This window comes from Pseudomonas sp. B14(2017) (assembly GCF_002113255.1).
GTDB lineage: Bacteria > Pseudomonadota > Gammaproteobacteria > Pseudomonadales > Pseudomonadaceae > Aquipseudomonas > Aquipseudomonas putida_Z.
Map to the genome: position 1 here is coordinate 340,648 of NZ_NEJY01000001.1, position 14,074 is coordinate 354,721.

Genomic DNA, 14,074 nt, shown 5'->3' on the forward strand with positions numbered 1-14,074 from the left:
GGGGATCGTGCTTGAAGGAAATGTCTGAGATGTTGACCGAGGGGATGCAAAGCCCCTCGATCAACACGACCGCTCAATGCTTGATCATCACATGCCGCACACAGGTGTAGTCCTCCAGCCCATACATCGACATGTCCTTGCCATACCCCGAATGCTTCTGCCCGCCATGGGGCATTTCGCTGACCAGCATGAAGTGGGTGTTCACCCACGTGCAGCCATACTGCAGGCGCGCCGCCAGGCGGTGGGCGCGGCCGGTGTCGCGGGTCCAGACCGATGAGGCCAGGCCGTAGTTGGAGTCGTTGGCCCATTCCAGTGCCTGCGCTTCGTCGTTGAAGCGGGTCACCGACACTACCGGGCCGAACACTTCGTTACGCACGATTTCGTCGTCCTGCAGGGTGTCGGCCAGCACGGTCGGTTCGAAGAAGAAACCGTCGCCATCAATCGCCTTGCCACCGGTAATCAGGCGAATGTGCGGCTGGTCGATGGCCCGTTGCACCAGCCCTGCGACCTTGTCGCGGTGCTGGGCACTGATCAGTGGCCCCAGTTCGGTGTCCTCGGCTTCCTGCAGGCCTGGCTTTAGGCTGGCCACTGCGGCCCCCAGGCGTTCGACGAAACGATCATAGATGCCATCTTGCACGTACAGCCGACAGGCGGCGGTGCAGTCCTGGCCGGCGTTGTAGAAGCCGAAGGTACGGATGCCGTCGATGGCAGCATCGATGTCGGCATCGTCGAACACCAGCACCGGGGCCTTGCCGCCCAGTTCCATGTGCATGCGTTTCACGCTGTCGGCAGTGGCGCTGATGATGTGAGCGCCGGTGGGGATCGAGCCAGTCAGCGACACCATGCGCACCTTGGGGTGGTTGACCAGCGGGTTGCCGACCGTCTGGCCACGGCCGAAGAGGATGTTCAGCACACCCGGTGGCAGCAGGTCCTGGGCCAGTTCGCCGAGGCGCAGGGCGGTCAGCGGGGTCAGCTCGGAGGGCTTGATCACCACCGTGTTGCCGGCAGCCAGGGCTGGGGCGATCTTCCAAGCCAGCATCATCAACGGGTAGTTCCACGGTGCGATCGAGGCCACCACGCCCAGCGGGTCGCGGCGGATCATCGAAGTATGCCCCGGCAGGTACTCGCCGGCTGCCGAGCCGCCCAGGCAGCGCGCCGCACCGGCGAAGTAGCGGAACACGTCGGCAATTGCCGGGATCTCGTCATTCAGCGCGGCGCTCAGCGGCTTGCCGCAGTTCTGCGATTCCAGTCGGGCCAGTTCATCGCCATGGCCTTCGATAGCGTCGGCCAGCGCCAGCAAGGCTTGCGAGCGTTCCTTGGGGGTGGTTTGCGACCAGCTGTCGAAGGCCTGGTCGGCGGCGCGCACGGCACTGTCCACCTGGGCCTCGCTGGCTTCGTTGATCTGCGCCAGGGCACTGCCCAGCGCCGGGTTGAGCACGGTCCAGGCCGGGCCTTCGCCAGCGACCAGCTGGCCATTGATCAGCATCTGCGTTTGCATCGGGGACTCCTCCAGGGTCATTTGCCACTGCCCGCGACGCTTTCACCGCCACGGGTCAGGTAATAGGCGCCAAGGATCGGCAGCATGGTCACCAGCATCACCAGCATGGCGACCACGTTGGTCACCGGCACGTCGCGCGGGCGGCTGAGCTGGTTGAACAGCCAGATCGGCAGGGTGCGTTCGTGGCCGGCAGTGAAGGTGGTGACGATGATTTCGTCGAACGACAGGGCAAAGGCCAGCATGCCACCGGCCAGGAGCGCCGAGCCGAGGTTGGGCAGGATGATGTAGCGGAAGGTCTGCCAGCCATCGGCGCCCAGGTCCATCGAGGCTTCGATCAGGCTCTGCGAAGTACGCCGCAGGCGAGCGATCACGTTGTTGTAGACGATCACCACGCAGAACGTGGCATGGCCGACCACGATGGTGAAAACCCCGGGCTCGATCCCCAAGGTCTTGAACGCCGAAAGCAGAGCGATACCGGTGATGATGCCGGGCAGGGCGATGGGCAGGATCAGCATCAGCGAAATGCTCTCCTTGCCGAAAAAGCTGCGCCGGTACAGCGCCGCCGAGGCCAGCGTGCCGAGCACCAGGGCGATCAGCGTGGCCAGGCAGGCCACTTGCAGTGACAGCTTGATCGCTTCCAGCACATCGGGCCGGGCGAAGGCCACGGCGAACCACTTCAGGGTAAAGCCCTTGGGCGGGAAGCTGAACGCCGCGTCTTCGGTGTTGAAGGCATACAGGAAGATGATCAGGATCGGGAAGTGCAGGAACAGCAACCCGCCCCAGGCAGCCAGGCGCAGCCCGGTCGAGGCTTTTTCAGAGTGCATCGAAGGCCCCCAGTCGCTTGACGATGGACAGGTACACCGCGATCAGCACGATCGGCACCAGGGTGAACGCGGCGGCCATCGGCATGTTGCCGATCGCCCCTTGCTGGGCATAGACCATGCTACCGATGAAGTAGCCGGGCGGGCCGATCAGCTGCGGCACGATGAAGTCGCCCAGGGTTAGCGAGAAGGTGAAGATCGAGCCGGCGGCAATGCCCGGGATCGACAGCGGCAGTATCACCTGCACGAAGGTTTGCCCGGGCCGGGCGCCGAGGTCTGCCGAGGCTTGTAGCAGCGATGGCGGCAAGCGTTCCAGCGAGGCCTGGATCGGCAGGATCATGAACGGCAGCCAGATGTATACGAACACCATGAAGCGCCCCAGGTGCGAAGTTGACAGCGTGCTGCCGCCCACGCCCGGCACCGCCAGCACCGTTTGCAGCAGGGTATCCAGGTGCAGTTGCTGGACGAACCATTGGGCCACGCCACCCTTGGCCAGCAGCAGGGTCCAGGCGTAGGTCTTGACGATGTAGCTGGCCCACATCGGCATCATCACCGCGATATAGAAAAACGCCTTGGTCTTGCCGCTGGTGTAGCGCGCCATGTAGTAGGCGATGGGGAAGGCCAGCACCGCGCTGGCCAGCGACACCGCCAGCGCCATGCCCAGGGTGCGCAGGATGATGTCGAAGTTCGACGGGTTGAACAGCGCGGCGAAATTGCCCAGGGTCAGGTCCGGGGTCACCGCCATGGTGAAGTCGTCGAAGGTATAGAAGCCCTGCCACAGCAGGTTCAGCAGCGAACCCAGGTAGATCGCGCCGAACCAGGTCAGCGGTGGGGTCAGCAGCAGGGCCAGGTACAGGTTGGGGCGCCGGTACAGCAGGTTGGACAGGCCGCGCAGTGTGCTCATGTCAGCGGCCCTCGGTTTCCTGCAGCACCGTCATGGCTTCGCGGGGCCAGTGCGCCTGTACCCGTTGCCCGGTTTGCCAGGCCTGTGCCTGCGCCTGCCAGCGGTCGTTGGCCTGGCTCACCGCCAGCAGCTGGCCGCTGTCCAGTTGCAGCTCGTAGCGGGTGGCACTGCCCTGGTACTGGATATCGCGCAGCTGGCCGCTGACCTGGACGTGCTGGCCGGCTGTGGCCGGGTCGCCGAGGCGGATGTGTTCGGGGCGGATGGAGAAGGGCGCCGGGCTGCCATTGAGCAACGTGGCCAGTTCGCCGCGCACCACATTGGAGGTGCCGACGAATTCGGCGACGAAGGTGGTTGCCGGTTGCATGTAAAGGTTGCGCGGGGTGTCGACCTGCTCGATACGGCCGCGGTTGAACACTGCGACGCGATCGGACATCGACAGCGCCTCGGTCTGGTCGTGGGTGACGAAGATGAAGGTGATGCCCAGCTGGCGCTGCAGCTTTTTCAGCTCGCCCTGCATCTGTTCGCGCAACTTAAGGTCCAGCGCGCCAAGCGGCTCGTCCAGTAGCAGTACCCGTGGCCGGTTGACCAGCGCGCGGGCCAGGGCCACGCGCTGGCGCTGGCCCCCGGACAACTGCGCCGGTTTGCGCGCGCCGTAGCCGGCCAGGGCCACCATCGCCAGGGCTTCTTCGGCACGGCTGTGGCGTTCGGCCTTGGCCACGCCTTTTACCTTCAGGCCGTAGGCGATGTTGTCCAGTACGTTCATGTGCGGGAACAGGGCGTAGTCCTGGAATACGGTGTTGACGTCGCGCTGGTAGGGCGGTACGCCCGCAGCCTCGACACCGTGGATGCGGATCGAACCGCTGGTGGGTTGCTCGAAGCCTGCGATCAGGCGCAGGCAGGTGGTCTTGCCCGAACCAGAGGGGCCGAGCATGGAGAAGAATTCGCCATCGATGATGTCGATGCTGACCTGGTCGACGGCCTTGACCTCGCCGAAGGTGCGGGAAACCTGGGTGAACTGGACGGCTAGGGGCATAGGCGGTACTCGGTTGTTCTTGTATTGCCTGTACCGGCCCTATCGCCGGCAAGCCAGCTCCCACAGGTACTGTGCAGGCCTCAAGGCCTATGCGGGCCCTGTGGGAGCCGGCTTGCCGGCGATAGGGCCGGTACAGGTGAAGAAACCCTCAGCGCCCGCCCATGATCGCAATGTAATCCTGGGTCCAGCGGCTATACGGCACGAACTTGCCGCCCTGGGCCTGCGGGGTTTTCCAGAAGGCGATCTTGTCGAAGTTGTCGAAACCGTTGGTCTTGCAGCCCTCGGCCCCCAGCAGCTCGCTGCCGGTGCAGGCCGCCGGCACTGCCGGCAACGAACCGAACCAGGCCGCCACATCCCCCTGTACTTTCGGCTGCAGCGACCAGTCCATCCATTTGTAGGCACAGTTGGGGTGCTTGGCCTCGCTGTGCAGCATGGTGGTGTCGGCCCAGCCGGTCGCGCCTTCCTTGGGAATGGTCGAGGCCACGGGCTGCTTCTCGGCCTTGAGGCCATTGACCATGTAGCCCCAGGAGCTGGAGGCAACCACGCCTTCGTTCTTCACGTCGCTCATCTGCACCGTGGCGTCATGCCAGTAGCGGTGGATCAGCGGTTGCTGCTGGCGCAGCAGCTCCAGCACGGCCTTGTACTGCGCTTCGCTCAGCTCGTACGGGTCCTGGATGCCCAGCTCCGGCTTGGCTGCCTTCAGGTACAACGCCGCATCGGCGATGTAGATCGGCCCATCGTAGGCCTGCACGCGGCCCTTGTTCGGCTTGCCGTCGGGCAGGTTCTGCGGCTCGAACAGCACGCCCCAGCTGGTAGGCGCCTGCTTGAACACATCGGTGTTGTACAGCAGCACGTTCGGCCCCCATTGGTACGGGGTGCCGTAGACCTGCTTGTCGACCACGTACCAGCCACCGTTCTGCAGCCGTGGGTCGATGTTCTTCCAGTTGGGGATCAAGGCGGTGTTGATCGGCTGTACCCGCTTGCCCGCGATCAGCCGCAGCGAGGCATCGCCCGAGGCGGTGACCAGGTCGTAGCCGCCCTTGGTCATCAGGCTGACCATCTCGTCCGAGGTGGCGGCGGTCTTGACGCTGACCTTGCAGCCAGTTTCCTTCTCGAAGCCGGTCACCCAGTCGTAGGCCTTGTCACTTTCACCGCGCTCGATGTAGCCGGGCCAGGCGACGATGTCCAGGCGGCCCTCGCCGGGCCCCAGGGCCTTGGGCGGTTCCGCAGCCTGCAGGCTGGCGCTGGCCAGCACGGCGCAGGCGGTTGCGCCGAGCAATGCGGTCTTGTGCACTGACATGGTGTTCCCTCTTCTTGGAGATTTTGGTCGGGGCAGTCATCAAGCAAGCCGTGAAGCGATCGTCATGAACGTGGTGCGGTTAGCGCGGTATTGGCGATATCGAGTCTAGTTGGCTTTTTGCCAGCCAATGCAACATCCGGAAGCAAATCCCCCCATGGCGATCGGGCGGGCAGGGCTTAACCTGACGGCTCCCTTGGCCAACGTGGAGACCGTTTGATGAATACCCGGGGATTGCTCGACCAGTTGCTCAAGTCCGGCCAGGACTTGCTCGCCAGCCAGGCCGGCAAGGGCAGCTCTGGCAAGCCAGGCGCCAGTGCCGGCGGCCTTGGCAGCCTGCTTTCCGGTGCCGGTGGCGGCGCCCTGGCGGCGGGCGCCATGGGCTTGCTGCTGGGCAACAAGAAGGCCCGCAAATATGGCGGCAAGGCCCTCACCTATGGCGGCCTGGCCGCGCTCGGTGTGCTGGCCTACAAGGCCTACGGCAACTGGCAGGCGCGCCAGCAGGTGGCCGCCACCGAGCCACAGACCGTCGACCGCCTGCCGCCGGCCCAGGCCGAGCTGCACAGCCAGGCGGTACTGCGGGCGCTGGTGGCGGCGGCCAAGTCCGATGGCCATATCGACGAACGCGAGCGTGCGCTGATCGAGGGCGAATTCACCCGCCTGGACAACGACCGCGAGTTGCAGCACTGGCTGCATGCCGAGCTGAACAAGCCGCTGGACCCGGCCGAAGTGGCCCGTGCCGCGCAAACGCCGGAAATGGCCGCCGAGATGTACTTGGCCAGCGTGATGATGGTCGACCAGGAAAACTTCATGGAGCGCGCCTACCTGGACGAACTGGCCCGCCAGCTGCGCCTGGACCCGGCCTTGCGTCAGGAACTGGAAAGCCAGGCAAGGCTTGCCGCCGGCCAGTGACGGGGGCTGCGTTGTAGCCGATCGCCGGCAAGCCGGCTCCCACAGGGATCGCACATGGCTTGCCGGCGATGGGCCGCACAGCGGCCCCAATGGCGTTGGGCACAAATGACCGGTCTGTCGGCAAGGTTACCCGGTTACCCCACATTTCAGCCGCATGAGCACTGGGCGCCTGGGCTATACTTCGGCGATTTTTCCCGCTCGTTGTGAATTCCTGAGGGCTGAATGTGAAGAACTGGACCTTGCGCCAACGGATCCTGGCAAGTTTCGCCGTGATCATCGCCATCATGCTGCTGATGATCGTGGCCGCCTACTCGCGGTTGGTGACCATCGCATCCGCCGAGCAGGCAGTGGGGACCGACAGCATTCCCGGCCTCTACTACAGCTCGATGATCCGTAGTGCCTGGGTCGACAGTTACGTCACCAGCCAGCAGCTGGTGGGGCTGTCCAATCACCGCGAATTCACTTCGGCGGACGCAGAGCTGTTCAAGAGCTTCCAGGACCGCCTGAAAGAGCACATGGACAGCTACCAGGGCACCATTCAGGACGATGACGACCAGGCGCGCTTCGACACCTTCATCCAGATGAAAGATGCCTACCTCAAGATCGTCGACCAGGTGCTGGAAGCCTATCGACAGCGCAACTACGCGGAAGCCCAGCGGTTGATCACCGATGTGCTCACCCCGGCCTGGATCGAAGGCCGCAAGCACCTGAACGAAGTGATCGAGCACAACCGGGCCTCCGCCGACACCGACACCAACGAGATCGTCGGCGCCGTGAGCACGGCCAAGGGCAGCATGATAGTTTCGCTGCTGCTGGCGATCATCGCCGCCGGTATCTGCGGCCTGTTGCTGATGCGCGCCATCACCGCGCCCATGCAGCGCATTGTCCATGCCCTCGACAAACTGCGCTCGGGCGACCTGAGCATGCGCCTAAGCCTGGACCGCAAGGACGAGTTCGGCGCCATCGAAAGCGGATTCAACGAAATGGCCGAGGCCCTGGCCAACCTGGTGGCCCAGGCCCAGCGTTCGTCGGTGCAGGTGACCACCTCGGTGACCGAAATCGCCGCAACCTCCAAGCAACAGCAGGCCACCGCCACCGAAACGGCCGCCACCACCACCGAAATCGGCGCCACCTCGCGGGAAATCGCCGCCACTTCGCGTGACCTGGTGCGCACCATGACCGAAGTCACCTCGGCCGCCGACCAGGCCTCCAGCCTGGCCGGTTCCGGCCAGCAGGGCCTGGCACGCATGGAAGAAACCATGCACCAGGTGATGGGCGCCGCCGACCTGGTCAACGCCAAGCTGGGCATCCTCAACGAAAAGGCCAGCAACATCACCCAGATGGTGGTGACCATCGTCAAGGTCGCCGACCAGACCAACCTGCTGTCGCTCAACGCTGCCATCGAAGCGGAAAAGGCCGGCGAGTACGGCCGCGGCTTTGCCGTGGTAGCCACCGAAGTGCGTCGCCTGGCCGACCAGACCGCCGTGGCCACCTACGATATCGAGCAGATGGTGCGCGAGATCCAGTCGGCGGTGTCGGCCGGGGTCATGGGCATGGACAAGTTTTCCGAAGAAGTGCGCCGCGGCATGTTCGAGGTGCAGCAAGTGGGCGAACAGCTCAGCCAGATCATCCACCAGGTGCAGGCCCTGGCACCGCGCGTGCTGATGGTCAACGAAGGCATGCAGGCACAGGCCACCGGTGCCGAGCAGATCAACCAGGCGCTGGCCCAGCTCAGCGATGCCAGCACCCAGACGGTCGAATCGCTGCGCCAGGCCAGTTTCGCCATCGATGAGCTGAGCCAGGTGGCCGCTGGCCTGCGTGGCGGCGTGTCGCGCTTCAAAGTCTGACTGCGATGAACGACTTGCAACCGCGCGCCGCGCGGGCGGTCAACGCCAAGGGGGCGTTGTACCTGCAGTTTCGCATCCGGGAGCAACGCTTTGCCCTGAGCGTGCACGAAGTGATCGAGGTGCTGCCGCGCCAGCCGCTCAAGCCGATCGCCAAGGCGCCTGCCTGGGTCGCAGGCATCCTTGCACACCGGGGCCTGCTGGTCCCGGTGGTCGACCTGGCGGCATTGAGCTTCGGCCAGCCGGCGGCGCAGCGCACCAGTACCCGCCTGGTGCTGGTGCACTACCGAGGCGGCCTGCAGCTTGGCCTGATCCTGGAGCAGGCCACCGAAACCCTGCGTTGCCACCCCGACGAGTTCCAGCCGTATGGCGTGGACAGCGGTGAAGCCCCGTACCTGGGGCCGGTGCGTCAGGACGAGCAGGGCTTGTTGCAGCGCATCGAAGTCAACGATCTGCTGCCCGATGCCGTGCACGAGTTGCTGTACGCGGATGATCCGACAGGGATGCCGACATGAACGAACAGCATTTTTTCCGCTTCCTGCGTGAACGCATCGGCCTGGACGTGGAGTCGGTGGGCGCGCCCATGGTCGAGCGTGCGCTGCGCCAGCGCTGCGTGGCCGTGAACGCTGCGGACCTGGATGATTACTGGCTGCACCTGCAGCAGTCGATGGATGAGCAACAGGCGCTGATCGAAGCGGTAATCGTCCCGGAAACCTGGTTCTTCCGTTACCCCGAATCCTTCACCGCCTTGGCCAGCCTGGCGCACAAGCGCCTGGCCGAGCTGGCCGGGGCGCGCCCGCTGCGTTTGCTCAGCCTGCCTTGCTCGACCGGCGAGGAACCCTATTCGTTGGCCATGGCCTTGCTCGATGCCGGTATCGCGCCGGGGGCGTTCATGATCGACGGCATGGACATCAGCCCCAGTTCCGTGGCCAAGGCCGGGCAGGCCGTGTACGGGCGCAATGCCTTCCGTGGTAGCGACCTGGGCTTTCGCGAGCGTTACTTCGATGCCCTCGACGAAGGCCACCTCCTGCATGAGCGGGTGCGCGAGCAGGTCAGCCTGCAGGTGGGCAACGTGCTCGACCCGGCGCTGGCCAGCCGCGATGGGCTGTACGACTTCGTGTTCTGCCGCAACCTGCTGATCTATTTCGACGTGCCGACCCAACAACGGGTGTTCGAAGTGCTCAAGCGCTTGTTGCACCCACAGGGTGTGCTGTTCATCGGCCCGGCCGAAGGCAGCTTGCTGGCGCGATTGGGCATGCGCCCGCTGGGGATTGCCCAGTCGTTCGCCTACGTGCGCCAGGAGGGTGGCGGCGCTGCGCTGGCTACGCCCCCGGTCCAGCCCTTGCGGCGCACATCGCCAGTACCGGCCAAGCCAGGCTATCCGTTACCGAGCGCAGCGTCGCCGCGCCCACTGCGGGTGCTGCCCGTGGCCGCCAAGCCAGCGCCGGCGCGCGAGCACAAGCGCGAGGAGGCAAGCGAGTTGCTGGCCAGCATTGCCCGGCTTGCCAATGCCGGCGCCAGCGAGCAAGCCCGTGCCGAATGCCAGCGCTACCTGGGCCAGTTCGCGCCTTCGGCGCAGGTTTACTACTGGCTGGGGCTGCTCAGCGATACCGAAGGCGATGCGCAGCAGGCACTGACCCACTATCGCAAAGCCCTGTACCTGGAACCGCAGCACCCCGAGGCGTTGGTGCACCTGGCGGCCTTGCTGGCGGCCCAGGGCGACCTGGCCGGTGCCCGACGCCTTCAGGAGCGCGCCGCGCGGGTTGGTCGGGAGTCTGAACGATGAAGGAATCCGCGATGCAATTGCTCGCCGAGGATGACGCGCACATCGACGACTGCTGGAACCGCATTGGCGTGCACGGCGACAAGCAGTGCCCGCTGCTGGAACGTCACGTTCACTGCCGCAACTGCGAGGTATATGCCGCAGCGGCCACACGCCTGCTCGACCGCTACGCGCTGATGCAGGACCACCAGGCTGCCGTGGCGCCACCGGTCGAGGAAAACACCGGCCGCTCCATGCTGCTGTTCCGCCTGGGCGAAGAGTGGCTGGCGCTGGCCACCGCCTGCCTGGCCGAAATTGCCCCGCTGCAGGCGGTGCATTCGCTGCCGCACCAGCGCTCGCGGGTGTTGCAGGGGGTGGCCAACGTGCGCGGTGCGCTGGTGCCGTGCCTGTCACTGGCCGACCTGCTGGGTGTGCAGGCCAGCGCTGCCGAGCAACGGGGCGGCCGGGCGATGCCACGCATGCTGATCCTGGCTGCGGATGGCGGGCCGGTGGTGATGGCGGTCGAGGAAATCGACGGCATTCACCGGCTCGACCCGCTGTTGCTGGGCGGCGGCCAGGACGCCTCCCACTTCACCGCAGCGGTCCTGCAATGGCGTGGCCGCAGCGTGCGGGTGCTGGACGATCAACACTTACTGTCTGCCGTGCAGCGGAGCCTGTCATGACCCCAGAGCAAATGCGCGACGCATCGTTGCTCGAACTGTTCAGCCTGGAGGCCGAGGCGCAGACCCAGGTGCTCAGCGTCGGCCTGATGGCGCTGGAGCGTAATCCCACGCAGGCTGACCAGCTCGAGGCTTGCATGCGCGCGGCCCACTCGCTGAAGGGCGCGGCGCGGATCGTCGGGGTGGACGCTGGCGTCAGCGTCGCCCACGTCATGGAAGACTGCCTGGTGGCCGCCCAGGAGGGCCGCCTGCGGCTGAGCGCCGAGCATATCGATGCCCTGTTGCAGGGCACCGACCTGTTGATGCGCATCGCCACGCCTGGCGACGCCGGGGCGCAGGCGACCCTGCCGGTGTTCCTTGCGCAAATGGCCAACCTGCTCGACCCGGGGGCGGCAGCCGTGCCCCCCGCGCCGCCAGCCGTGCCAGCGCTGCCGGAAGCGCCGGTGCAAACCGTGCAAACCGAACCTTTGCCGCTGCCTGTCGAACCCTTGGAGCCTGAGACCGAGCCCGAGCTGGCCCCACGTCGCAAGGCCGGCAAGCGCACCGGCGAAGGTACAGAGCGGGTGCTGCGGGTCACCGCCGACCGCCTCAACAGCCTGCTCGACCTGTCCAGCAAGTCGCTGGTGGAAACCCAGCGGCTCAAGCCTTACCTGGCCACCCTGCAGCGCCTCAAGCGCATGCACGGCCAGGGCATGCAGGCGCTTGATGGCCTGCGCATGCAACTGGAGGACAGTGGCCAGAGCAGCGAGGTGCTCGAAGCCCTGGCACAGACCCAGCGCCTGCTGGCGGAAACCCAGCAGATCCTGCAGCAGCAGGCTGCCGATCTGGACGAGTTCGGCTGGCAGGCCAGCCAGCGCGCACAACTGCTGTACGACACCGCGCTGGCCTGCCGGATGCGGCCGTTTGCCGATGTGCTGACCGGCCAGAGCCGCATGGTGCGCGACCTTGGCCGTTCGCTGGGCAAGCCGGTGCGGCTGCTGGTGGAAGGGGACAAGACCCAGGTCGACCGCGATGTGCTGGAAAAGCTCGAAGCACCGCTGACCCACCTGTTGCGCAATGCGGTCGACCACGGCATCGAGCTGCCCGAGCGGCGCCTGCTGGCGGGCAAGGCGGAGGAGGGGGTGATCCGCCTGCGGGCCTCGCACCAGGCCGGAATGCTCAGCCTGGAACTGATCGACGACGGTGCCGGCATCGACCTCGAGCGCCTGCGCAGCAGCATTGTCGGGCGTGCCCTGTCGCCCGCCGACACGGTGGCGCGGATGAGCGAGCAAGAGTTGCTGACGTTCCTGTTCTTGCCCGGTTTCAGCCTGCGCGACAAGGTCACCGAGGTGTCCGGGCGCGGCGTGGGCCTGGATGCGGTGCAGCACATGATCCGTGAACTGCGCGGTTCTATCGAGCTGACCCAGCTGGCCGGGCAGGGCTGCCGTTTTCACCTGCAGGTGCCACTGACCCTGTCGGTGGTGCGCAGCCTGGTGGTCGAGGTGGGCGGCGAGGCCTATGCCTTCCCGCTCGCTCATATCGAACGCACGCTGGAAGTGAGCGCCGAAGAGATCGTGCAGATCGAGGGGCGTCAGCACTTCTGGCACGAAGGCCGGCACATCGGCCTGGTCGCGGCCAGCCAACTGCTCAACCGCCCGGCCGGGCAAACGCAGGAGAGCAGCCTGCGGGTAGTGGTGATCCGCGAGCGCGAGCAACTGTACGGCGTGGCCGTGGAGCGGCTGGTGGGCGAGCGGGTGCTGGTGGTGATGCCGCTCGACCCACGGCTGGGCAAGGTGCAGGACATTTCTTCCGGCGCCTTGCTCGACGATGGCTCGGTGGTGCTGATCGTCGATGTCGAGGACCTGCTGCGCTCGGTAGAGAAACTGCTCAGCACCGGCAGCCTGGAACGCATCGAACGCGGCAGCAGCGGCGCCCGTGGCGTGGCGCGCCAGCGCATCCTGGTGGTCGACGATTCGCTGACCGTGCGAGAACTGCAGCGCAAGCTGCTCGGCAACCGTGGCTATGACGTGGCCGTGGCGGTGGACGGCATGGACGGCTGGAACGCCTTGCGTGGCGAGGACTTCGACCTGCTGATCACCGACATCGACATGCCGCGCATGGACGGCATCGAACTGGTCACCCTGGTGCGCCGCGACCAGCGCCTGCAATCGCTGCCGGTGATGGTGGTGTCCTACAAGGACCGTGAGGAAGACCGACGGCGTGGCCTGGATGCCGGCGCCGACTACTATTTGGCAAAGGCCAGTTTCCATGACGATGCGTTGCTGGATGCTGTGGTTGAGCTGATCGGAGGTGCTCAGGGATGAAGATCGCCATCGTCAACGACATGCCCATGGCCGTGGAGGCGCTGCGCCGGGCGGTCGCCCTGGAGCCGGCGCACGAGGTGGTATGGGTGGCCAGCAATGGCGCCGAGGCGGTGCAGCGCTGCACCGAGCAGCAGCCAGACCTGATCCTCATGGACCTGATAATGCCGGTCATGGATGGCGTCGAGGCCACCCGGCGGATCATGGCCGAAACCCCATGCGCCATCGTCATCGTCACAGTCGACCGCAAGCAGAACGTGCACCGGGTGTTCGAGGCCATGGGCTACGGCGCACTCGACGTGGTGGATACGCCGGCGCTGGGCGCGGGCGATCCCCGTGAAGCGGCGGCGCCACTGCTGCGCAAAATCCTCAATATCGGCTGGCTGATCGGCCAGCAACGTTCGCCTGCCGCCCGCCCGGTGGCCACGCCGCTGCGCGAGGCTTCCCAGCGCCGCGGCCTGGTGGCGATCGGCTCGTCGGCAGGTGGCCCGGCGGCGCTGGAAGTGTTGCTGCAGGGCCTGCCGGCGGCGTTTCCGGCGGCCATCGTGCTGGTCCAGCATGTGGACCAGGTGTTTGCCGCGGGCATGGCCGAATGGCTCAGCAGCGCTGCCGGGCTGCCGGTGCGCCTGGCCCGTGAAGGCGAGCCGCCGCAGCCGGGGCAGGTGTTGCTGGCAGGCACCAATCACCACATCCGCCTGCTACAGAACGGCCAACTGGCCTACACTGCCGAACCTGTCAATGAAATCTACCGGCCCTCGATCGATGTGTTCTTCGAGAGTGTGGCGCGCTATTGGACCGGCGATGCGGTGGGCGTGTTGCTTACCGGCATGGGCCGCGATGGTGCCCAGGGCCTGAAGCTGATGCGCCAGCAGGGCTTCCTGACCATTGCCCAGGACCAGGCCAGCAGTGCGGTGTACGGGATGCCCAAGGCCGCTGCGGCCATCGATGCCGCAGTGGAAATCCGCCCGCTGGAACGCATAGCCGGGCGCTTGATGGAATTTTTCGCAAAATGACGAAGTGTAT

At 65.9% G+C, this 14,074-nt stretch carries 12 protein-coding genes; 7 read left to right on the plus strand and 5 right to left on the minus strand.

The genetic code is table 11. The features are described from left to right. Positions 1–73: 73 nt before the first annotated feature. The 5 genes from CAG34_RS01640 to ydcS all read right to left on the minus strand — a co-directional run bounded on the left by CAG34_RS01640 (position 74) and on the right by ydcS (position 5,556). On the minus strand, positions 74–1,498 hold the full coding sequence (locus CAG34_RS01640; protein WP_085587618.1) for a gamma-aminobutyraldehyde dehydrogenase: 1,425 nt from the start codon (positions 1,496–1,498) through the stop codon (positions 74–76). Between the two features lie 17 nt (positions 1,499–1,515). Next, positions 1,516–2,322, minus strand: coding sequence for an ABC transporter permease (locus tag CAG34_RS01645; protein WP_085587621.1), 807 nt, complete (start codon positions 2,320–2,322; stop codon positions 1,516–1,518). Beyond that, a complete protein-coding gene (locus CAG34_RS01650) occupies positions 2,312–3,223 on the minus strand; it encodes an ABC transporter permease (RefSeq protein ID WP_085587623.1) in 912 nt (303 codons plus the stop codon). The genes CAG34_RS01645 and CAG34_RS01650 overlap by 11 nt, the downstream gene beginning before the upstream one ends. A gap of 1 nt (position 3,224) precedes the next feature. Continuing rightward, positions 3,225–4,256, minus strand: coding sequence for an ABC transporter ATP-binding protein (locus CAG34_RS01655; RefSeq protein ID WP_025337928.1), 1,032 nt, complete (start codon positions 4,254–4,256; stop codon positions 3,225–3,227). A 148-nt stretch (positions 4,257–4,404) separates the two neighbouring features. Then, a complete protein-coding gene (ydcS, locus tag CAG34_RS01660; RefSeq protein ID WP_075043954.1) occupies positions 4,405–5,556 on the minus strand; it encodes a putative ABC transporter substrate-binding protein YdcS in 1,152 nt (383 codons plus the stop codon). A 216-nt stretch (positions 5,557–5,772) separates the two neighbouring features. Here ydcS and CAG34_RS01665 point away from each other — a divergent pair, with 216 nt between their 5' ends. The 7 genes from CAG34_RS01665 to wspF all read left to right on the plus strand — a co-directional run bounded on the left by CAG34_RS01665 (position 5,773) and on the right by wspF (position 14,064). Beyond that, a complete protein-coding gene (locus CAG34_RS01665) occupies positions 5,773–6,465 on the plus strand; it encodes a tellurite resistance TerB family protein (protein ID WP_013971209.1) in 693 nt (230 codons plus the stop codon). A 224-nt stretch (positions 6,466–6,689) separates the two neighbouring features. Next, positions 6,690–8,312 carry a methyl-accepting chemotaxis protein gene (locus CAG34_RS01670; protein WP_085587625.1) on the plus strand — a complete coding sequence of 541 codons (1,623 nt, stop codon included), beginning with the start codon at positions 6,690–6,692 and terminating at the stop codon, positions 8,310–8,312. Positions 8,313–8,317: 5 nt separating this feature from the next. After that, a complete protein-coding gene (locus CAG34_RS01675) occupies positions 8,318–8,824 on the plus strand; it encodes a chemotaxis protein CheW (protein ID WP_025337931.1) in 507 nt (168 codons plus the stop codon). After that, positions 8,821–10,095, plus strand: coding sequence for a protein-glutamate O-methyltransferase CheR (locus tag CAG34_RS01680; protein WP_085587628.1), 1,275 nt, complete (start codon positions 8,821–8,823; stop codon positions 10,093–10,095). Before CAG34_RS01675 ends, CAG34_RS01680 begins: the two co-directional genes overlap by 4 nt. Continuing rightward, complete coding sequence (locus tag CAG34_RS01685) at positions 10,092–10,754, plus strand: chemotaxis protein CheW (protein WP_085587630.1); 663 nt, start codon at positions 10,092–10,094, stop codon at positions 10,752–10,754. The genes CAG34_RS01680 and CAG34_RS01685 overlap by 4 nt, the downstream gene beginning before the upstream one ends. After that, complete coding sequence (locus CAG34_RS01690; protein WP_085587632.1) at positions 10,751–13,054, plus strand: hybrid sensor histidine kinase/response regulator; 2,304 nt, start codon at positions 10,751–10,753, stop codon at positions 13,052–13,054. The genes CAG34_RS01685 and CAG34_RS01690 overlap by 4 nt, the downstream gene beginning before the upstream one ends. After that, on the plus strand, positions 13,051–14,064 hold the full coding sequence (gene wspF / locus CAG34_RS01695; protein ID WP_025337935.1) for a Wsp signal transduction system protein-glutamate methylesterase WspF: 1,014 nt from the start codon (positions 13,051–13,053) through the stop codon (positions 14,062–14,064). The genes CAG34_RS01690 and wspF overlap by 4 nt, the downstream gene beginning before the upstream one ends. The last annotated feature ends 10 nt before the right edge of the window (positions 14,065–14,074 follow it).